This is a genomic window from Paenibacillus phocaeensis (assembly GCF_900021165.1).
GTDB lineage: Bacteria > Bacillota > Bacilli > Paenibacillales > Paenibacillaceae > Fontibacillus > Fontibacillus phocaensis.
Window position 1 is genome coordinate 13,015 of sequence record NZ_FCOQ01000011.1, and the last position, 21,912, is coordinate 34,926.

The following is a 21,912-nucleotide window of genomic DNA, read 5'->3' on the forward strand; positions in this document are numbered from 1 at the left end:
ATCCTCCTCGTCAAAACCGGTAATACAGAAAGGGATTATAGGAGCTTCCGACCAGCATCATCGTAGCGGCAACCAGAATCGCCGCATTTAGCGCCTGAGTTCCGAAGAAGGCCAGCCCGTTGCCGAATCGCGGAAGCTTCTTCGCCGCGAACCGGAGCGAATGTTTGACGAGCGGCGTGGACAGCAGGATCGCCGCGATGTACAGGAGCAGATGATCCTGGAAAATCACCATCAGCCTCAGGTTGGCGAAATCCGCAGAATACCCTCCGAACATCGTCTTCAATGCCTGAATCGCCTCGGAAAGATCGAGAAAGTAGAACCAGACCCAGCCGATCAATATCGCCAAGACCGCATACGCGTGGCTCACGATCCCGGGGAGTTTGCCGAGCCACCGTCCCAGGAACTGCCGTTCGATAAAAATCAAAGCGCCGCAATAAAGCCCCCAAATGACGAAATTCCAGCTCGCGCCATGCCAGATCCCGGTCAGGAACCAGACGGCGAACAGATTCCGCAAATAATGTCTTTGGTTGCCGCCCAGCGGAATATAGACATAATCCCGGAAGAACCCGCCCAGCGACATGTTCCAACGCCGCCAGAATTCACCCATGGACTTGGATATGTAGGGGTAGTTGAAGTTTTCCCGCAAGTCGAAGCCAAGCATCTTGCCTAAACCGATGGCCATGTCCGAGTAGCCGGAGAAATCGAAATAAATCTGCAGCGCGAACAGCGTGATACCGAACCAAAGGCCCAGGACGGAGGTGGTCTCCGCACCGGGATTCAGCAATTGGGGCGCGGTTTCCCCCAGCATGTTGGCCAGCAGCACTTTTTTGCCGAGTCCCAGTACAAACCGCGTAACCCCTTCGCTAAACCCGGACAACGTGACCCGCGGACGCTCAATCTGCCGCTCGATATCCGTGTAGCGGATGATGGGCCCGGCCACCAAATGCGGAAAGAAGGAAACGTAAAGCAGCACTTTTCTCGGCGATCGCGGGGCTTGAATCTTTCCTTGATGGACATCCGTCAAATAACAAATCAGTTCAAAGGTAAAAAAGGAAATTCCGATCGGGAGCTTCACATCCGGGACCGGCAGGTTGATCGGCAAGAACGCGTTGATATTCTCGACAAGAAATCCGGCATATTTGAAAAATCCCAGCAGTGCGATATTGAGGACAACCGCAGCGATATACAGGAATTTCGCAGTCCCTGTCCCCCTGTACCGCTCGATGCCTAAAGCAAAAACATATCCCAGCAGGGAGGCCAGCAACAGTAAAAGGACCCAAACCGGCTCGCCCCAGGCATAAAAAACGTATGAGAAACCAATTAACACCCAGATCCGATAGGTCGGATTCGGGGACATGAAATAAATGATCAGCAAAACGGGCAGAAACAGATACAGAAAAATCAGACTTGAAAAGACCACTTTCTCTTAACTCCTCTCTCGATTTAGGCGTCCGAAGAGAAGTATAGGAAAGGAAAGTGAACAATTCGTACAGCAAAGCTTAACAAGTTCTTATCGTTTGCTTATCAATTATTGTTTCCGCAGCTCCTTTTGCACCTTTATCCCTTTCGGTCAGAAGACGAAGACAGGAGTGGCGAACATGAACGAGACAATATCTTGCCTTATAAGAAGTGTTGCAGGCGCACCGGAAGAACCCATCGCAACACCGACTGCGCCCGCTTAAGACGGAAGGAAGAAACGAAGAGGCAGAAGCAGAAGAGAAGAACAGAAGAGTAGAACTGGGGGATCATAAAGACTGGAGGAGAGGAGCTGGAGCTCCTCCCTTGTGACCGGATCAAACGGGATAATCATGGTAAGAAGCGTTCGGCCAACCGAAAACGCGTTTCAAACACGGTACGCTGGCGGTTGCTGGCGGCCGATATGTGCCCCCCATGAACATCGACAATGCTTTTGGCGATAGCAAGCCCCAAACCGGTGCCTCCCGTTTCTTTCGAACGGGAACCCTCGATGCGGTAAAATCGTTCAAACAGGTGAGGGAGGCTGCTATGAGGGATTTCATCACCGTAGTTCGTAAACCGGACCACCGCCCATTCCCCCTCTCGGGTAATGGAAATGTCGACGTATTTTCCCTTTGCCCCGTACTGGACGGCATTCGCCAGCAAATTTCCGAAGACGCGGACAAGCAAATCGCCGTCGGCCAGAATCGTGACCGGCTCCTCCCCCGCCGTAATCCGGCATGTCATGCCGCTTTGCTCAAGGAGAGGAACGAACTCTTCGGCAAGCTGCCGGAGAAATCCGCTCAGATCCAGCTCGGACACCTGAAGCGGAAGCCCGTTATTGACGCGCGTGTACTCGAATAAATCATCGATCAGCTTCTTCAGTCCCCTTGCTTTCTCATAGGCGATATTTACGTAGTAACGCAGCTCGGTCTCATCTTTATACCGGTCTTCTTCGATGGCCTCGAGAAAACCAAGAATCGAGGTCAGCGGAGTCCTCAGGTCATGGGAAACCCCGGTGATCAGGTCGTTCTTGGACCTTTCGGAGTTGCGCTCTTCCTCGATCGAACGGCTCAGTCGTTGCGCCATGCTGTTGATGCTGTCCGCCACCTTCGCTAGCTCCCCGGCGAGCGCGGGAATCGGCCGGTCGAAATGACCTTCGGCGATTTCCTCCAGGCCGCTGCGAATCTGGCTGAGAGAGGAATTCAATTCGCCGGTCATCTGATTCATCTTCTTGGCGATGGCGCCCAGTTCATCCGCCGTGCGGACCGGAATACGAACGTCCAAACGACCCGCGGCAATCTCCTCGAGCGCTTCGTCCATTTCTTTCAGATCTCTGGTGGTTCCCCGGGTCAGTGCGAAATACACCAGTACATAGGTGATCAATCCGGTTATAGCCATGGCGGGAACAGAACCTATGCCGTTGACGACCGCCCTCAAAATATTGCGGAACGGCAGAAGCACCGGCGACATATACGGTCCGAGCAAGTATTCCGACGCTTTCCAGCAAACATATAAGAATACGGCAGTCAGTATCAAGCTGCCTGTCGCAAACAGCAAAAACTTCAGCCGCAACGAGAGCAAGCGTTGAAGTTTCATTTAGTTAGCCTCCATTTTATAGCCGATCCCCCAAACCGTTTTGATGAAGCGGGGATTCTGCGGGTCCCGTTCGAGTTTCTCACGGATCCTACGGATATGGACCATGACGGTATTTTTCGAATTCATATAGGGTTCTTTCCAGACTTCCTCATAGATTTTGTCCATGCCGAGCACGACACCCCGGTGAAGGGCAAGCAACTTCAGCACTTCAAACTCCCGCGGCTTCAAAATCACTTCCCGGTCATCCACTGTCACCTTATGCATCGCAATATTGATGACCAGGTCGTCGATGACGATTTCATCCAGACTTGGAGCCGGGGCTTGTCTGGAGAACCGGTAATAACGCCGCAGCTGGGATTTCACCCGGGCGAGCAGTTCCAGCGGATTAAACGGCTTGGTGACGTAATCGTCGGCGCCGATGCTTAATCCAGCGATCTTGTCGATGTCCTGGCTTTTCGCAGACAACATGATAATGGGGGTGTTGCGCTCCTCGCGAATGCGCATGCAGGCTTCGATCCCATCCAGCCGGGGCATCATTACATCGAGAATGATCAGATCCACGGAATGCGACTTCAGCAAATCCAGCGCCTCCAGGCCATCCGCCGCCGCGAGCAATCGATACCCCTCATTTTTCAAATAAATTTCCATCAGCTTGATGATCTCTTTCTCGTCGTCTACGATCAAAATCGTTTCTTTCACCAACTTCAGCCTCCCTGATTCCTTCTACTATTCGCCAAAACAGCCGTGATCTCCTCCGAGACAAGTAAAAACGCAAAACGGACCCGCAGAAGGATCTGCAGGTCCGTGATTGCGATGACGGAATCAGCTTACTTTGAATTTACCTCAACAGACGGCTTTCTTATGAAAGTTCCCGTCCGCTCTACCTTCAGGGCGCCGTTCTCTTCGTCGATTGTCAGCGAGTCGCCTTTCTTCACGTTGCCGGTCAGCAACTCCTCGGAGAGCCGGTCTTCGATATGCTTCTGAATCGCCCGGCGCAGCGGACGTGCGCCGTACGCAGGATCGTAGCCCTCTTTGGCCAGGAACGCTTTCGCCTTGTCGGTCAACGTAAAGTCAACATCGTATTCGCGCAGCCGTTTCCGAAGTTCCTCGGACATCAGCGAGACGATTTGACCGATATGCGCTTCCTCGAGCGAATGGAAGACGATAATTTCGTCGATCCGGTTGAGGAATTCGGGACGGAAGCTCTTCTTCAGCTCTTCCATCACTTTGCCCTTCATATTGTCGTAGTCTGCGCCGGAATCCTGTACGGCGGTGAAGCCCAGACGCGTATTGCGTTTGATCGCTTCGGCACCGACGTTCGAAGTCAAGATGATCAGCGTGTTGCGGAAATCAACCACCCGGCCTTTGGAATCGGTCAAGCGGCCGTCCTCCAGCACCTGTAGCAGGATATTAAACACTTCCGGATGCGCCTTCTCGATTTCGTCCAGCAGGACAACCGAATACGGCTTCCGGCGAACTTTCTCGGTCAATTGGCCGCCTTCTTCATATCCGACATATCCTGGAGGCGCGCCAACCAGACGTGCCGTGGAGTGTTTCTCCATGTACTCGGACATGTCGATGCGGATGACGGCATTCTCGTCGCCAAACATCGCTTCGGCCAATGCGCGGGCCAGCTCGGTTTTACCTACCCCGGTTGGGCCCAGGAAAATGAAGGAGCCCATCGGACGCTTCGGATCTTTGAGGCCCGCACGCGCCCGGCGAATCGCCCGGCTGACGGCCTTCACTGCTTCTTCCTGACCGATTACGCGCTCATGCAGGATTTGCTCCATATTGAGCAGGCGTTCGGTTTCTTCTTCCTTCAGCTTGTTAACCGGAATTCCCGTCCAGCTGGCTACTACCTGAGCGATATCCTCCGGCGTCACCTCGGAATCGGTGCGTCCTTGTTTCTCTCTCCACTGGTTCTTCGTTACGTCCAGCTCTTCACGGATCTTCTGTTCCGTGTCGCGGAGCGCGGCCGCTTTCTCGAATTCCTGGCTTTGAACCGCAGCGTCTTTCTCCTTGCGGATATCCTCCAGACGACTTTCCAGTTGCTTCAGATTCGGCGGTACTGTATAGGAGTTGAGCCTTACTTTCGACCCCGCTTCGTCGATCAGGTCAATTGCTTTATCCGGCAGGAAGCGGTCTTGAATATAGCGGTCGGACAGTTTGACTGCCTGCTCGATCGCCTCGTCGGTGATTTTCACCCGATGATGCGCTTCGTAGCGGTCACGCAGCCCATGCAGGATTTGGATCGCTTCGTCGACCGACGGCTGATCCACCGTGATCGGTTGGAAACGGCGTTCCAGCGCCGCATCTTTTTCGATATATTTCCGGTATTCGTCCAACGTGGTTGCACCGATGCATTGCAGCTCGCCGCGGGCCAGCGCCGGCTTCAAAATGTTCGAAGCATCGATAGCGCCCTCCGCACCGCCAGCGCCGATCAACGTATGCAGCTCGTCGATAAAAAGAATGATATTGCCGGCTTGCCGAATTTCGTCCATGATTTTTTTCAGACGGTCCTCAAACTCGCCGCGGTACTTCGTACCGGCCACAACAGAGCCCATATCCAGCGTCATGACGCGTTTGTCGCGCAGGGTCTCCGGAATTTCGTTGTTGATGATTTTTTGAGCGAGACCTTCGGCGATGGCCGTTTTCCCGACGCCCGGTTCCCCGATCAGCACCGGATTGTTCTTCGTCCGGCGGCTCAGCACCTGGATCACCCGTTCGATTTCCTTGCTGCGGCCGATCACTGGATCCAAATTGCCCTCTTTGGCCGAAGCCGTCAAGTCGCGGGCCAAGCTGTCCAACGTTGGCGTATTTACGTTAGTCGGGGTGCCGTGATGGCTGGATACCGCCTCGCTGCTGCCCAGCAGTTGCAGCACTTGCTGACGCGCCTTATTCAGGCTGATACCGAGGTTATTCAGCACGCGAGCCGCTACGCCTTCCCCTTCCCGAATCAGGCCGAGCAGAATATGCTCCGTGCCGACATAAGTATGGCCGAGCTTGCGCGCTTCATCCATGGACAGCTCAATCACTTTCTTGGCGCGCGGCGTATAAGCGATATTGGTCGGCTGCTCTTGTCCCCGGCCGATCAGCGTTTCCACTTCGTCTTGTATTTTCTCGAGTCCCAGACCCAATCCGATCAGCGCCTTGGCGGCAATGCCTTCGCCTTCACGGATCAGCCCGAGCAGCACATGTTCCGTCCCGATATTGTTATGTCCCAGTCTTACGGCTTCTTCCTGAGCTAAAGCAAGTACTTTCTGGGCACGTTCCGTAAATCTTCCAAACATCATCTTCTCCTACACCTCCATAATAATCCTCTTGTTAATTCCCCATTCGCTCCCGAATGAGTTTGGCGCGGTACATATCCCGTTCCCCCGGGGCCATGCTGGCGCTGAATTTCTTCTGCAGAAATCCGGGTTGCGTCAACACGTTCAATTCGTTCAGCGCCTGCGCCGACACGCCTTCGATCAGACCTAAATCCACGCCAAGCCGAACATCGGACAGCCGCTGAGCGGCTTCCTTCGAATCGATGATGTACGCCTGGGATAAGATGCCGTAAGAACGCATCACCCGGTCCATCATCCGCAGCCGCGATTCTCCGATCAATTTCTCTCTCGCCGTCTTCTCGTGCTGAATGATCTGCAGAACCACGCCGTACAAATTTTCGATGATCTCAGCTTCGCTTTGTCCTAGTGTAATCTGATTTGAGATTTGAAACAAGTTGCCCATCGCTTCGCTGCCTTCGCCATAGATCCCGCGGACGGTCAATCCGACCTGCGATACCGCGGATAAGATTCGGCCGATCTGCTGCGTCAGCACCAAAGCCGGTAAATGCATCATGACCGAAGCTCGAAGCCCGGTACCCACATTCGTCGGGCAACTGGTCAGGTAACCGCGACGATCGTCAAATGCATAATCCACATGCGATTCGAAAATGTCGTCGATCGCCGTCGCTTTTTCCCAAGCCTCCTGGACCTGAAGCCCCGGATACAGACACTGAATCCGTAAGTGATCCTCTTCATTCACCATAATGCTGAGGCTTTCATCTTCGCTGATGAAGGCCGCCCCATTCCGGGAGTCATTCGCCAGGTTGGGGCTGATCAGATGTTTCTCGACCAGCACTCGCGTATCCAGTTCATCCAGGTCCGCAAGGAGGATCGGATACAGCGGGCCTTGAACCTGAAGCGCTTCGTCGCTCAGAACCTCCTGCAGTAGCTCCAGTACCTCTTCCGATTGCGTGTTGGTTGCCAACATCGGGAAGGGTTGATGCCGCAAGTTGCGGGCGATCCGCACCCGGCTGCTCATGACGATCTCGGACTCCTTGCCTTCCCGGCTCATCCATTCGCTAAGCGGCTGTTCGGTAAAACGGAGATGGCTCACCCTGCATCCCTCCTACTCTGCGGAAATGTTCTTCTCAAGCTCGCGAATTTGATCCCGCAGCGCCGCTGCCTCCTCAAATTCCTCCTGGAGGATTCGGTACTGCAGCTCGCGGCGAAGATCCTCAAGTTTACGCTTAACTTGAATGTGACCGCCGGTCCGTTTCGGGACTTTCCCGACGTGGACGGTATTGCCGTGAACCTTCTTAAACAGCGGATCCAAGCGATCGTTAAAATATTTGTAGCAAGAGCTGCACCCAAAACGCCCGATTTTACTGAACTGGGAATACGTCATGCCGCATTCTTCGCAGCGCAGCGGTTCAGGGGTGCTGTGCCCGGAAACTTGACTTTTGTTCGACGGACTCAAATCGAGAAAGCCCGACAGCAGGTTGTGAATCGAGAAGCCGCCCGAAGTGCCGGGAATCAGTTCTCCCTTCTCCCTGGCGCAGGTCTCACAGAAGTGAAACTCCGTCTTCTCGCCATTTACGATCTTCGTAAAATGCAAGGTCGCTGGGCGTTTGCCGCATTCTTGGCATTGCATCGCACGTCCCTCCTTACGGGATAGACTTTGACAGCAGATCCTTAAACCTGTGTTGATTCATGTGGTTAACTCAACAATGAGATTAACATCGCCTTCATCATCCTCGCCCGGATCTGGTCGCGATAAGGCAGCTTGATGGCCAGCACTTCGCGGGATACCGCCGAGCGCATTAACGCCGCTTCCCGAGAGGTCAGAAAGCGGGCTTCCTCCAGGCGGTAAATCAAACCCTCCGCTGCGGATTGCCCGATCTCATCCCCGATCGTTTCATGCAAATGCGTATGCAGCGACGTTGGTCCCGGCAGCTGAATGCGCCGAATCCGAACGTAACCGCCGCCGCCGCGCTTGCTTTCGACCAGGTACCCTTTCTCCAGAGTAAAACGGGTGCTGATGACATAATTAATTTGCGACGGCACGCAGGAAAATTGGTCGGCAAGTTCGTTACGCTGAATCTCTACAATCCCCTCAGGACTTTCATGCAAAATACTCTTGAGATATTTTTCGATGATATCTGAGATATTACGCATCACTCATCCTCCATATTCCACACGTGAATCTCATGTTGCGGTTGTGCTGTAGCTAGGTGTTGCCGATGTTGCGCGTTGGTGCTGGGTGTTGCTGGGTGTTCCCTGTTGCGTAATACCAGGTACTGCGTGTTGCTGTTACGCAGTGCGTGTTGCGTGTTGGTGCAATGTTGGTACTACGTGTTACCTGTTGTGCAGTACCAGGTACTGCGTGGTATTGCGTATTGCGCACTGTGTACTTTGTGCTGCGTGCTGCGTGCGTACTGCATATTGCACACTTCGTGCTGAGTATGCGCACTGCGTGCTTTGTGCTGCAATACTGCTATGTTGCTGGTATTGCGTATAGCCGGTCAAATACCGTCTACCGTCAAAGGGAGCGAACATCGCCTCTGTGTTGACTTTGACTTTCTTTGACTTTATTAACATTATACCATAATTTAATGATTTGCCAAGGGGAGGCCTTTACTGTTTCAGTGTCGGCGGGGAAGGTGATAAATATTCGTGGTTAAGCGTATGAGGAAATCGTCCGGTTGGTGCCCCACGGCGAAGAAATAAAGTAACTTCCTGTTGGAAGGAGTGGATGGCAACGGTGCACACGAATTGCAAAAGCCTCCTTCCGGATTCGCCTCCGAATCAAAAGCACTTTTGCATTAAATGCCATAAAATCACCGCAGTGCTTTCTTTACTTGCGAATAGTTGCAGGAGTGCAGTTATTTCACACGATTCCGGCAAATCAGGCCCAATAGTTGCCCATATGCAGTTAAATTTGCTCAAACAGCCCCATTCCCCGATTATCGCCGAAAATAACTGCATACAGACAACTAATTACCCAAAAACGGCAGTTTCTCCAAAATTAACTGCAGCTCCGCACTTAACTCTCAAGTTTGCGCCGGACCTGTGTAATGCGCCTTGCTATCGATACCCATCAAATGTTCGATCGGTGCTCTTTGGCATCCCTTGACGAGTAGAAGTTCCTGAAATAGTTGTGTCTGTGCAGTTAATTCTCACCTTTTCGGCAAATTAAGCTCAATAGTTGCCCACATGCAGTTAAATTTGCTCAAACAGCCCCATTCCCCGATTATCACCGAAAATAACTGCATACAGACAACTAATTAACCAAAAACGGCGGTTTCTCCGAAATTAACTGCAGCTCCGCACTTAGCTCTCAAGTTTGCGCCGGACCTGTGTAACGCCTCGCACTCCATGCCCATCAAAAGTTCGATTGGGTTGGAGCGACTAGTTGGCATTGAGGCCTAAACACCTGAATGACGAAACAACGGCAGTGCTCTTTGATCATCCCTTGACGAGTATAAGTTACTGAAATAGTTGTGCCTGTGCAGTTAATTCTCACCTTTTCGGCAAATTAAGCTCAATAGTTGCCCACATGCAGTTAAATTTGCTCAAACAGCCCCATTCCCCGATTATCGCCGAAAATAACTGCATACAGGCAACTAATTACCCAAAAACGGCAGATTCTCCGAAATTAACTGCAGCTCCGCACTTAATTCTCAAGTTTGTGCCGGACCTGTGTAACGCCTCGCCTCGCCGCCAAGATGCCCATCAAATGTTCAATCGGTGCTCTCGGTGCTCTCGGTGCTCTCGGTGCTCTCGGTGCTCTCGGTGCTCTCGGTGCTCTCGGTGCTCTCGGTGCTCTTTGATCATCCCTTGACGAGTAGAAGTTACTGAATAGTTGTGCCTGTGCAGTTAATTCTCACCTTTTCGGCAAATCAGGCCCAATAGTTGCCCATCTGCAGTTAAATTTGCTCAAACAGCCGCATTCCCCGAATATCGCCGAAAATAACTGCATACAGACAACTAATTCCCCAAAAACGGCGGTTTCTTCAGAAATAACTGCAGCTCCGCACTTATGGATAAAACTAAAAGAGCACCGCCGGATCAACGGCAGTGCTCTTTGTCTTTGCTTGGCGGCGTCCTACTCTCCCAGGACCCTTCGGTCCAAGTACCATCGGCGCTGGAGGGCTTAACGGTCGTGTTCGGGATGGGAACGCGTGGAACCCCTCCGCCATCGCCACCAAACGGTTCAAGCGTTTTGATCGCCTGNACCGTCACTCCCCTAGCAGTTACTCTAGAGGACGTTCTTCCCTGGCAACAGAGCTTTACGATCCGAAAACCTTCTTCACTCACGCGGCGTTGCTCCGTCAGACTTTCGTCCATTGCGGAAGATTCCCTACTGCTGCCTCCCGTAGGAGTCTGGGCCGTGTCTCAGTCCCAGTGTGGCCGTTCACCCTCTCAGGTCGGCTACGCATCGTCGCCTTGGTGAGCCGTTACCCCACCAACTAGCTAATGCGCCGCAGGCCCATCCGTAAGTGACAGATTGCTCCGCCTTTCCCAAGTCTCCCATGCGAGAAACTTGCGTATCCGGTATTAGCTACCGTTTCCGGTAGTTATCCCAGTCTTACGGGCAGGTTGCCTACGTGTTACTCACCCGTCCGCCGCTAAGTTAATCAAGAGCAAGCTCCTAATTAACTCCGCTCGACTTGCATGTATTAGGCACGCCGCCAGCGTTCGTCCTGAGCCAGGATCAAACTCTCCAATAAAGGATGGGAGGAATCTCGAACCCGAAGGCGCCGAGGTCTTCCATCCAAGGTGTTTGACTTGCTCATTTTGAATCTGACGATTAAAATTAATCGTTCATAATTGACGTGTTCCATTTGTTCAGTTTTCAAAGAACTTGCTTGCTGTTCATCAACTACTGAAGTCTCAATCAGTTTTTGTCGAACAGTTTCTTATTATACTCATTCAGTCGAACCATGTCAACTCCTTTTTTCGACAACCTTGCCAGCTTTCTACAAGGTGTCGTCCAAAGCGACAAGTAATAATTTATCACGCCGGCAGTTATTTTGCAATATGAAATATTCCCCATGCAAAAACAAGCTGATACAAGCTAATAAGACTAGTATTTTTAGTCCGCCGATGGGCTGATTCCCTTCTCTACGCGCCTTCTCCGAAGGATACCCCAAATTCCGACTCCCGTGCAGGACATAAGCAGAAAGCCCGCGGCTATACGCAGCGCAAGATCATAATCTCCTGTAAATGCACTAAGCCCCGACGAGCCTGCCACGACACCCAAAGAGAAGAAAGCATAGAACATCCCGAATGCTTTGCCCTTATGCTCCGGACGGACATGACCGAGAAGCAGCGCATTTAAGGAAGGAAATAAAAGGGCGAACCCCAAGCCATAAACCGCCATGACCGCAAACATCCCGGCTTGCTCACGGGTCATCGACAGGGCCATCAGCGATCCGATCACAATCGCTCCGCCCGCAGCGCATAATCGCAGCGGCGGCACGCGATCAAACAGGCGATTGCTCGGCAACACGAACAAACAAATGGCAACGAGCCCGAATAGGCTGAGCATCATGCCTGCAGATTGAGCCGGAAAACCAAGCGCTTCCGTCTTCAAAGGAAGTCCAAATGTGAGGGCTCCCATCGAAAACATCAATGCAAAAGCTCCGTAATAGGCCCATACCGCCGATTTGCTCCGCACGGAAGCGAGAAATCCATGCCGGTCGCCGACTGGAGACGAACCCGATTTGCCTTGTCCGCTTCCCCCGTCTCGAGGCGCGCCAAATCTAACAAGCAATCCGCCCAGCACCAGTAAGGCCGAGGTTCCTATGAATAAAACATCCAATCCGGCACTGGCTTTCAATCCCCCTGCTGCCGCAGGGCCCAGGATAGCCGCAACCCCTACCGCCGCCCCTGATTGCGCCATGGATTGCCCTTGCCGCCGGTCCGTGGTAAATTGCGAGACTAGCGCAAACGCGCTCGGTACCAGCAACCCGCCGGATAGACCATGGAGGGTACGTACCGCCAAGAGTTGTCCCGGTTGCCGTACAGCAACATAAAGCAGGATCACTCCTGCCGTCAACAACAAACCAAGGAGGAGAATTCGCCTGCCGCCAAACCGGTCAATCCAGATACCGGCAAGCAGGTTCCCTAGCATATTGGTCAGCGAATACAAGCCCACCGCAAGCCCGATCTGAAAAGCATTAGCGCCGAGACTTTGGGCGAACGGGCCCATCACCGGCAGTTGGACGAACAAATCAAGAAAACAAATGATGACGATACCGTTCAGAAACCTTTTTTTTCCCGACACTTGCCCCGCTCCCATCCCGAAGTTGTCTAGTCTAACTGGGCTACAGCCCAAAAAGCCTCTGAAGATTATACGGCAAATCCCCGGGATCAAACCTACCATTTTGTCATCAAATAAGGCGAAATCGCGAAACTTTAATAAACCCGAAAAAAGGGAGACTCACGCCGTAGGCGTAAATCCCCCTGCTTACTCGAATCGTCGTTATTCTCCCGTGGTGTCTTCCGTAGTGTTCACAACGGCATCCGTAGAGCCGGATTCCGTTGCGGCCCCATCGGTTGAGGACTCGGAATCCTTCTGATCGCTCGAGCCCTTCTTGGCGGCTTCGTCCGCCACCGCTTTGTCCAAAATGGCTTGAGCTTCATCCTGAATGGTTTGCAGTGCCTCGTCGATGGATTTCTTCTTCTCTTGAACCAATTTCATCTCCCGATCCATCACCGGCTGGTATTGCATATAGAAATCGTTCGGGACTTTCTCGTAACTTCGATTGTCGTTGTTCATTTTCGGCTTCAGCTTGTAGAACGACTCCAGGTTTACGCCATTATATTCCTTAGAAATGCCCATGCGGGACGGCAGCCCATTGTTCAGCGTTCTCGACTTCACCTTGGCGAATTGCTCGCTGTTGATGAATTTGATAAATTCCCAGGCCGCTTCCGCATTCGGCGAGTTCGCCCGAATCCCGAAGATATCATTAAAGTAAACATTTCTGGACGTTTCCGGATCGCCCGGATCCACCGGTCCCGCAGCTATACCGATTTGAAACGGCTTGTAATCTTTGATCGAATCCTGGGCTTGCTTCAGGTTGGACAACAGATAAACTCCATCGATGGTCATCGCCATCCGCCCCATCACAAAGACCTGGCTTTTATAGTATTCTTCCATCGTCCCGCCTTGAAAACCGTTATCTTCGGGATTATATACCGCTCCGGAGTCAAGGGCATCCATGGCCAGCTTGTACGCTTGCTTCCAGGAATCCGTATTGATCGTCACCTTCATCGTGTCCGGATTCAAAAACTGCAGACCTTGGGTCGAAGCGATCGTGGAAGCCAGGTTATCCATCGACATGCCATACTGTCTGCCAAAACCATAAACCCGACTATCTTTATCCCCTTCCACCGGGAAACGCCGGGCGAGATCCAGAAGCTCCTTCCAGGTTATCCCGTCATGCGGAACCTCGATCCCGTATTTGGCGAACAGATCGGCATTGTAAAAAATCGCGTTTCCGTAAAAGGTCGGGGACAGACCGTACAGCTTGCCGCCGCCACTCTCCTTCAGCATTTGAATCAATGCCGGATAAATGGTTTCGATATCGTATTTGTCCCGTTCAATCAGCGTATCCAGCTCCATTAACTTCCCGTCGGTCACGTACTTCTCGTATTTAGACGAATCTAGCACAACCACATCCGGCTGTTCTTTCTCGATAAATTCGTCGAAAGCCTTTGACGCATCAAAGTCCTTATCGTCTTGATTATTGTAGATTTTGTTCGTGCTGACCACTTCTATGGCCACATTCGGGTGCTGAATGGCAAATAAATCCCCGTATTCCTGATAAAAATAGCTTTCGTCCATAAACATCACTTTCAGGCTGGAACTTTCCTCGTTGTTCTGTGCCGGGCGGCTTGCGCAACCCGCGAATAACAGACCGCAGAGCATCATCAGCAGCCCCTTGCGTAACCAACTTCCCCTCATCATAACCTCCAAATGAATATGTTTTTATGTCCTCTCACTATATATAACGATGAAAGGGAGGTAATAGTTTCCTGTTTGTCGATTAATTGGTGATCGTGATCACATCTTCATCGCCGTCAGTCGGGTCTGCTCCGTTCTCCGAACCGCTATCCTCTGTCCCGTTCTTTTTGTTGGCGGCCTCCTCTTTTACCGCTTTCTCCAGGACGACCTGTCCTTCTTCTTCAATCGTCTTGAGCGCCTCATCGATCGATTTTTTCTTCTCCTGCATCAGCTTTATCTCCCGGTCGACGATCGTCTGGTATTGGCTATGGAAGGCATCCGGAATTTTATTGTAATCCATGCTATCGCCCTCCGGCATCGGAGATAACTTATAGAACACATCCAGGTTGATGCCATTATACTCCTTGGAGACCCCCATGCGAGACATCAGGCCGTTGTTCAACGTTCTGGATTTAACCTTCGCGTATTCCTCGCCGTTAACGAATTTGATGAACTGCCAAGCCGCTTCCGCATTCGGTGAATTCGCCCGGATCGCAAAAATTTCGCTCAGCCCGAAATCCCGGGACTTGTCCGGCGCGGCCGGATCCACGGGCCCCGCCGCCACTCCGACCTGGAACGGTTTATAGTCTTTGATCGCGTTTTGGGCTTCCTTCAGGTATTGCAGCGAATAGGAGCCGTCGATGACCATCGCCATCCGCCCCATCAGAAATAGCTGGCTTTTATAATAGTCCTCCATCGTGCCGCCCCGGAACTCTTCCTCCGGCGAGGGATTGTACACCGCACCCGAGTCGAGAGCGTCCAGCGCCAGCTTGTAAGCCTGTTTCCAGGAATCCGTATTCAACGTCATTTTCATCGAGTTGGTATTGAGGTACTGCAACCCCTGGGTACGAGCGATTGAAGAGGCTAGATTATCTAGCGTCATCCCATAGTTCGTGCCGAAGCCGTAGACCCGCGTGTCCTTGTCCCCTTCCGTCGGAAAGCGGCGGGCCGTGTCGAGAATTTCCTGCCAGGTCATCCCGTCATGCGGAACCTCGACCCCGTATTTGGCGAACAAGTCAGCATTGTAAAAAATCGCGTTTCCGTAAAAAGTAGGAGCCAATCCGTACAGTTTGCCGCCGCCTTGTTCCTTAAGCAGATTGATGATCCCGGGGAAAATCGATTCGGTATCGTAGTTATCCCGCTCGATCAACGGATCCAGTTCCATCAATTTGCCTTGCGAAGCGAATTCCTTATAATTGTCCGTGCCCAGCATAATCACATCCGGTTGTTCTTTCTCCACGAAATCCTCAAACGCCTTGTTGTAATCCGTGACGTCCTGATTGTAGATCTGATTCGTGCTGACCACTTCAATATCGATATTTGGGTTTTTCATCGCGAACAAATCTCCAAGTTCCTGGAAAAAGAATCTTTCGTCATGATACAACACTTTAAAGCTCGAACGCTCTTCCGCTTCCTTCGCCGGGCCGCTCGTACACCCTGCGAACAGCAGCCCGCATAAGGCCACCAGCGCTACATTGCGTAACCGTAAACTTTTCATTGCAACCTCCAAAATGAATATTTTTTAATGTATACCGTCATTGAACAAACGAACGAGAAGAAAGATAGTTACATCCGACTATGGGTGGGTCACCAGCACACCGCCCCCCTCTTCGGTGAGGGTGATCCATGCCTCATCTCCGGAGGCAGCGCTCTCCGCTCCCTTCTTCTTGGTCGATTCCACCTTGACCGCTTTATCCAAAACGGCCTGGCTTTCCTGTTCAATTGTCCGCAGCGCTTCCTCAATGGATTTCTTATTCTCCTCGACCAACTTGATCTCTCGATCGACGATTTGTTGGTACGGGTCGTAAAAATCATTGGGAATTTTCGCTTCATCCTGCGCGCGATTGCCGTCCAAATCAGGCTTCAACTTATAAAAGGCTTCCAGGCTCACGCCGTCATATTCCCTATTCCCCACCATCCGGGATAAAACCGCGGTGTCGATCGTTCGCGATTTCACCTTGGCGTATTCTTCGCCGTTCACAAACTTCAGAAATTCCCAGGCGGCATCCGCATTCGGCGAGTTCGCCCGAATCGCATAGATCTCGTCAAAGTGAATACTCCGGGATTTATTGGGCTCAGCCGGATCGACCGGCCCGGCCGCAATGCCGATTTGAAAGGGCTTGTAATCCTTAACCTGCCCCTTGGCATCTTTGATGTCGTACAGCAGATAAGGGCTGCCCACCGTCATAGCCATCCGTCCGATGACAAACGGCTGGCTCATGTAATAATCCTCCATCGACCCGCTGCTGAAGCCGCCGTTCTTCGGGTTGTGGATGGCACCGGAATCTACGGCTTGCTTGGCCAATTGATACGCTTGTTTCCAGGACTCCGTATTCAGCGTCATTTTCATCGTTTTCGGATCAAGATATTTTAGGCCGTGGGTATCCGCGATAGAGGAAACGAGATCCTTCATCGACATCCCGTAGTCGCCGCTGCCGAATCCGTAAACGCGAGTATCTTCGCCTCCGTCCGTCGGAAAACGCCGGGCCGTGTCGAAGATCTCCTGCCAGGTCATCCCGTCATGCGGGGGTTCGATTCCGTATTTGGCGAACAAATCCGCATTATAAAAAAGAGCTCTTCCGCGAAAATAGGGGGATAACCCGTACAGCTTGCCGCCGCCTTGTTCCCGAAGCGTTTCGAGCAGCCCCGGGTAGATGCTTCCCGTATCGTACTTATCCCGTTCGATCAACGGATCAAGCTGCATTAACTTGCCTTTCGCCGCGTAATCCGCGTATTGCTCCAGGGTTAAGTGCAGCACATCCGGCTGTTCCTGTTCAATTAGGGCGGCAATCGCTTCGTCGCGGCTCAAGCCCGTCGTCACGCGATCACGATAAGCGCGCTGCATGTCGACGACTTCAATCTCGAGATTCGGATGGTTCATCGCAAACATATCCCCGTATTTCTGGGCGAACGAGATTTCGTGCGAATACATTACCTTCAGGTTGGAGCGCTGCTCCGTTTCCTGAACCGGGCGGGCGGCGCATCCCGCAAACAGGGTACACGCCAGCAACACCAGGCATCCCTTAGCTAGCCATTTTCCTTTCATCCGTGCCTCCAAAATCATCCAAAGTTAAAAGCGCTCAATGAATAGAACGGAAGGCGGCAGGAAATAGTTACTTCTCATGGAAAAAGCCGGTCCCTTCAATGGATGAAGAGACCGGCTTCGGAGATTATGCCCGCCGGGGCGGTTAACTTAAATTGCCCGGTACCGATTTGGAAACCCGGCCGGTTTTAACGAGCGCAGCCTGAGCCGCGGAACGGATGACCTTCATGCCTATCACCTCCTCTGCCAGGGGGATATCGTTAAGGACGGAGAAGCCGTCAAGACAAAGTTTCCAAAGCCGCCGCATCCCGTTGTTCTTGCAGCCAAATCGTACGCAGCGTCTTCTTGATCTGGCGTTTCTCATATGAACAAGGGCGATTCCCTGTGCGCATCCGGTACAGCGGGCAATGGTTCCCTTGGCAGGCCGGCCGGAAGAAGCAAGCCTGGCATTTCTCGTCCGTCTCTTCGCCGGAAGTCGTCCAGAGCGCCAGCTTGTCGTAATCCAGATCCATCGTGCCGTCCTCATGAATCTGCCCCAAGCGGTTATTGTCTTGCTCCAGCGCAACCGAACATTTATACAGCATTCCGTCGGAACCCACGATTAAGGAGTTCGGCTTGGCAGCATAACATACCGCACCAGTGGGCAGCAGGATATCCGAGATAAAGGAGCTGACCGTAAGTCCCTCCGCGATCGCTTGCTCATTGAAAGCCCAGATGCTGCGGTCTTTCGTCCGCTCATCGCATACCGGCAGGTTGAGGTCGTTCTCGCCGCCCATGCATCCCACGGGACGGAAATATACCTTAAACCGCGGATCATCGCCGAACAAATCGCGCAACACCGGAATAAACCGGGATACGGCCTCCAAATTGCTGTTGTCGAAGTTCACGCGCAAATTGATTTCAAACGGCCGATCTACCTGCTTCAAAGACAGCAAATTATCCACGATCGTCCGATAAGTTTCCCCGCCTCCGTTCAGGCCGCGACGGGCATTATGCGTTTCTCCCTCCCCGTCCAGGGTAACCATAAAACGCTCCACTTGCAGATCCAGCATCTGCTCGAATCTGTCCCGGGTCAAGTAGTACCCGTTGGTCGACATTTCCGCGCCGTATACGGCGCCGTTAGCTTCGCAGGTTTCCATGAACGAACGGGATAATCGTTCAATCACGTGCGGAACTAATAACGGCTCCCCGCCGTGCCAGCTGATCGTGAGCTGCTTCAGCGTGCGGACGCGCTCGGCCATATAAGCCTCCAGTCCGCGAAGCACTTCCTCGCGCATCGTAGCCCGAGGGAAGGATTCATAACAGTAGGTGCAGCGGAAATTACAGGCTTCCGTCACCAGCAACACCAGATGCATCGCATCTTGCGCATGCATGGATTGATGCAGAAACAGGGCGCGCCGCATTTCATCCGTATCGCCGGGAACGAGAAACCCGTGTTCAATCAGCGATTCGTACAGCGGAGGCGCGGGTTCCGGGACAGGCGCGGCCGGGGCCAGCCACTCCAGGACTTGATTCCGCTCGGTCGGCGAGCAGGCGACGATCGCCCCGGTATAGCTGTTGTACAGCATCAGGCCGCCGTCATCCGTTTCGCTTTGCGCATTAAAGCGCGAAGGTTTCCACTGTAACGCATCGTGATTCATGTGTTCTCCACCTTTGCTTGGATAATGATCAAATCCGATTTTCTGATCCATCGACCTATGATGAAGAAATCTCCGGCATGCCGCCATGATCCTCGTCACTTTTTCCAGGCTGGGGGCACAAAAAAATCCCCGAGCCCATCCGCGGATCTCCGCTTAGGCTTCGGGGATTTAAATCGTGTTCCAGCTTAGTGGTTTTCGTGCTCGTTCAGAAGCCGGATCAACTCGTTCTCATCTTCGATCACCGGGATGCCCAGCTCCTGGGCTTTGGCCAGTTTGCTGCCGGCCTTCTCGCCGGCAATCACGAGATCGGTCTTCTTCGACACGCTGCCGGTCACCTTCGCGCCCAGCGCCTCGAGCCGTTTGGTCGCTTCGTCCCGGCTCAACTGATGCAGGGTGCCGGTCAGCACGACCGTTTTGCCGGAGAAGAAGGAGTCCGTCACGGGCGCAGCAGCTTTGGCCGGTGCCTTCGGCGATACGCCGAGCTCCAGCATCTTGCGAATGCCCCCTTGATAGAACGGATCCGCGAAGAAGGTGACGATGCTGTCGGCCACGATGCCGCCGATATCCGGCAGGGACGTGAGCTCATCAGCAGTGGCGGCCAACACGGCATCCAGACTGCCGAAATGATCCGCAAGCACCTTGGTCGTTGATTTGCCGGTGTTCGGAATGCCCAGTGCAAACAGGAAGGACGCCAGATCCCGTTCCTTGCTCTGCTCAATCGCCTGCAGGAGATTGTTGGCTTTCTTCTCGCCGAAGCGCTCCAGCTTGATCAAATCGTCGAACGTCAACGTGTACAAATCCGCCGGCTCGCGGAGGTTCAGCTCGTCGTGGAGCTGTTCGGCGGTTTTTTCGCTGAACGTCTCGATGTCCATGGCGTCCCTGGAGGCAAAATGCGTAATCCGCGCCACGATCTGCGGTTTGCAGCCCAGCCGGTTGTTGCAGAATAAATGGGCCCCGCGCTGCTCCAGCGGCGTACCGCAGGACGGACAAACCTCAGGGTAAACGATCTCCCCACCCTCCGGTTCCTCCGGCACCTTGCCGAGGATTTCCGGAATGACGTCGTTGGAACGACGAATGAACACGCGGGTCCCCAAGGCGAACTTCAGATTTTTGCGTTCGATGTCGCCGATGTTGTTCAGAGTGCAGTTCTGCACGGTGACCCCGGCCAGCTCAACCGCTTCAACCTTGGCCAGCGGCGTGATTTTACCGGTCCGCCCGACGTTCCAGGTGACGGACTCGAGCACCGTCGTCGTCTCCTCCGCTTCGAACTTGAAGGCCACCGCCCAGCGCGGGAATTTGTCGGTGTAGCCCAGCACTTCGCGCGTACGCATATCGGTGATTTTGATCACGGCCCCGTCGATCAGGTAATCGAGCGTCTGGCGCTTCTCCACGATTTCATGCAGCACATCGATCACCTGGTCAAAGCTGTCATGGTAGGTCACATAGGGATTTACCTTGAACCGGTTGTCCTTAAGGAAGGCCATCATTTCCCGATGATCCTGAAATTTCAGGTTGTCCGAATAGCCCACATTGTAGAAAAAAGCGCTCAGCTTCCGCTCCGCCGTCGTACGCGGGTTCAGGTTGCGCAAGGCGCCGGCGGCGGCGTTGCGGGCGTTCTTCAGCGGCTCGGCCGCCGTCTCATTGTATTTGGCCAACACGGACAAATTCATGATGCCCTCGCCTTGCACCTCGAAGGTACCTTCCCGGTAAGGAATGGTGAGCGGCACGGATTTGATCGTTTTTACCTGCGGCAAAATCCCCTCGCCCACCACGCCGTTGCCGCGGGTGGAGGCCTGAACCAACTGCCCGTCGGTATAGGTAAGGTTCAACGTCAATCCGTCGAATTTCAGCTCGACCACATAGGTCGGGTCCGGCAGGGGGGTGTTCGGATTTTTGCTGTTATAGTCGGTAATCAGCTTGATAACCCGGTTGTTCCAGCTCAGCAGCTGCTCTTCGTTCTGCGCCTTGTCAAGACTCCACAGCGGAGCCAGATGCCGGTGGGGCTTGAAGCCCTCCAGCAGCTCGCCGCCCACGCGCCCCGTTGGCGAATCCGGCAGGGTAATCCCCGTCTGCGCCTCGAGCGCCGTCAGTTCATCATACAACCTGTCGTATTCCTGGTCGCTGATCAGCGGCTCATCCAAAGTGTAATAATGATAGTTGTACCGATTCAGTTGCTCGACGAGCTGCTCCATTTGTTGCATCACATCCATGCAGGGACAACCCTCCTTAGGGTAGGTAGATAGGTATGGAAACGGAGGAACCGGCAAGGATTCGCTCCGCAGGATAGATTTGTTTGAGGAAAGTGCGACGATGTCATGGAAGTGCGGGAATTGCACGGCACAGACCGGCGCACACCACGTAAGCATGAATGCACCTGGCGTTAATCCGATGAGCACGACTCGGCCACGTTAATAAGGGTATTTTTTACCGCTATTTGCCGGAAATGCCGCACTTCGCGAGGAATAAGGGGAATGAATGGCGCTATTTCACGCTTCAACCCGCCCAGCACCGTTAAATGCGCAAAATAAGAACATAAAACACCCTTATTTCCCATGATAACCCCGATCCGATGAAAATAAGGCCCTAAATTCCCCTTATTTAGGGTTGAGGGGCCAATCAAGCCCGACTCCCCTCAACCTTCCCCGGTTCGGGGGATTTATACCCGGCTATTCGCCGTCGGTCACCTTCGTGATCGGGGCGAAGCCGGCCAGCAGCCGCTTGACGCCCACCGGCGCCGGAAAAGCGATCTGCAGCTCCGTGTCGTTGCCGGAGCCTTTGATGGCAACGACCGTGCCCACGCCCCACTTGGCGTGGGCGACCTTGTCCCCGGCGTTGAAGTCGCCGGGGGCGGTCTTGCCGGCGGCGGAGGCCCCCGCCGTGCCGCCGGTCACGGTC

At 53.3% G+C, this 21,912-nt stretch carries 14 protein-coding genes and 1 other annotated feature; all 14 genes read right to left on the reverse strand.

Translation table 11 applies throughout. The features are described from left to right. Nucleotides 1-10: 10 nt before the first annotated feature. The gene (locus BN3795_RS05530; RefSeq protein WP_068783716.1) at nt 11-1,420 is read right to left on the reverse strand and encodes an MBOAT family O-acyltransferase; all 1,410 of its coding nucleotides are present in this window, start codon (nt 1,418-1,420) and stop codon (nt 11-13) included. Nucleotides 1,421-1,806: 386 nt separating this feature from the next. Beyond that, the gene (locus tag BN3795_RS05535) at nt 1,807-3,054 is read right to left on the reverse strand and encodes a sensor histidine kinase (protein ID WP_068783717.1); all 1,248 of its coding nucleotides are present in this window, start codon (nt 3,052-3,054) and stop codon (nt 1,807-1,809) included. Continuing rightward, on the reverse strand, nt 3,055-3,753 hold the full coding sequence (locus BN3795_RS05540; RefSeq protein WP_408635007.1) for a response regulator: 699 nt from the start codon (nt 3,751-3,753) through the stop codon (nt 3,055-3,057). A 128-nt stretch (nt 3,754-3,881) separates the two neighbouring features. Continuing rightward, nucleotides 3,882-6,347, reverse strand: a complete 2,466-nt coding sequence (gene clpC / locus BN3795_RS05545) for an ATP-dependent protease ATP-binding subunit ClpC (protein ID WP_068783719.1) — start codon at nt 6,345-6,347, stop codon at nt 3,882-3,884. A gap of 31 nt (nt 6,348-6,378) precedes the next feature. Continuing rightward, complete coding sequence (locus tag BN3795_RS05550; RefSeq protein WP_068783720.1) at nt 6,379-7,437, reverse strand: protein arginine kinase; 1,059 nt, start codon at nt 7,435-7,437, stop codon at nt 6,379-6,381. Between the two features lie 12 nt (nt 7,438-7,449). Continuing rightward, nucleotides 7,450-7,974, reverse strand: coding sequence for a UvrB/UvrC motif-containing protein (locus BN3795_RS05555; RefSeq protein WP_068783721.1), 525 nt, complete (start codon nt 7,972-7,974; stop codon nt 7,450-7,452). Between the two features lie 65 nt (nt 7,975-8,039). Further along, on the reverse strand, nt 8,040-8,498 hold the full coding sequence (locus BN3795_RS05560; RefSeq protein WP_068783722.1) for a CtsR family transcriptional regulator: 459 nt from the start codon (nt 8,496-8,498) through the stop codon (nt 8,040-8,042). A gap of 1,917 nt (nt 8,499-10,415) precedes the next feature. Further along, nucleotides 10,416-11,053 (reverse strand) — a sequence feature (most likely nonfunctional fraction of RNA operon). A gap of 365 nt (nt 11,054-11,418) precedes the next feature. Further along, nucleotides 11,419-12,612, reverse strand: a complete 1,194-nt coding sequence (locus BN3795_RS05570) for an MFS transporter (protein WP_232729854.1) — start codon at nt 12,610-12,612, stop codon at nt 11,419-11,421. 198 nt (nt 12,613-12,810) lie between these two features. Beyond that, a complete protein-coding gene (locus tag BN3795_RS05575) occupies nt 12,811-14,295 on the reverse strand; it encodes an ABC transporter substrate-binding protein (protein WP_068783724.1) in 1,485 nt (494 codons plus the stop codon). An 82-nt stretch (nt 14,296-14,377) separates the two neighbouring features. Next, complete coding sequence (locus tag BN3795_RS05580; protein ID WP_068783725.1) at nt 14,378-15,832, reverse strand: ABC transporter substrate-binding protein; 1,455 nt, start codon at nt 15,830-15,832, stop codon at nt 14,378-14,380. Between the two features lie 78 nt (nt 15,833-15,910). Continuing rightward, nucleotides 15,911-17,380 (reverse strand): ABC transporter substrate-binding protein, encoded by a 1,470-nt coding sequence (locus tag BN3795_RS05585; protein ID WP_068783726.1) that lies wholly within the window; start codon nt 17,378-17,380, stop codon nt 15,911-15,913. Nucleotides 17,381-17,655: 275 nt separating this feature from the next. After that, entirely contained in the window at nt 17,656-19,017 is a 1,362-nt protein-coding gene (locus tag BN3795_RS05590; RefSeq protein ID WP_068783727.1) for a radical SAM/SPASM domain-containing protein, read from the reverse strand. A gap of 185 nt (nt 19,018-19,202) precedes the next feature. Next, complete coding sequence (ligA, locus tag BN3795_RS05595; RefSeq protein ID WP_068783728.1) at nt 19,203-21,227, reverse strand: NAD-dependent DNA ligase LigA; 2,025 nt, start codon at nt 21,225-21,227, stop codon at nt 19,203-19,205. A gap of 456 nt (nt 21,228-21,683) precedes the next feature. After that, nucleotides 21,684-21,912, reverse strand: a 229-nt coding sequence (locus BN3795_RS05600; RefSeq protein WP_198524656.1) for a hypothetical protein, incomplete at its 5' end; no start/stop codon positions are given.

What these genes read in the sequence shown, in the direction of transcription:
- BN3795_RS05535 (WP_068783717.1), bottom strand. Translation starts at nt 3,054, where the DNA reads ATGAAACTTCAACGCTTGCTCTCGTTGCGGCTGAAGTTTTTGCTGTTT.
- clpC (WP_068783719.1), bottom strand. Translation starts at nt 6,347, where the DNA reads ATGATGTTTGGAAGATTTACGGAACGTGCCCAGAAAGTACTTGCTTTA.
- BN3795_RS05555 (WP_068783721.1), bottom strand. Translation starts at nt 7,974, where the DNA reads ATGCAATGCCAAGAATGCGGCAAACGCCCAGCGACCTTGCATTTTACG.
- BN3795_RS05560 (WP_068783722.1), bottom strand. Translation starts at nt 8,498, where the DNA reads ATGCGTAATATCTCAGATATCATCGAAAAATATCTCAAGAGTATTTTG.
- BN3795_RS05575 (WP_068783724.1), bottom strand. Translation starts at nt 14,295, where the DNA reads ATGAGGGGAAGTTGGTTACGCAAGGGGCTGCTGATGATGCTCTGCGGT.
- BN3795_RS05580 (WP_068783725.1), bottom strand. Translation starts at nt 15,832, where the DNA reads ATGAAAAGTTTACGGTTACGCAATGTAGCGCTGGTGGCCTTATGCGGG.
- BN3795_RS05585 (WP_068783726.1), bottom strand. Translation starts at nt 17,380, where the DNA reads ATGAAAGGAAAATGGCTAGCTAAGGGATGCCTGGTGTTGCTGGCGTGT.
- BN3795_RS05590 (WP_068783727.1), bottom strand. Translation starts at nt 19,017, where the DNA reads ATGAATCACGATGCGTTACAGTGGAAACCTTCGCGCTTTAATGCGCAA.
- ligA (WP_068783728.1), bottom strand. Translation starts at nt 21,227, where the DNA reads ATGGATGTGATGCAACAAATGGAGCAGCTCGTCGAGCAACTGAATCGG.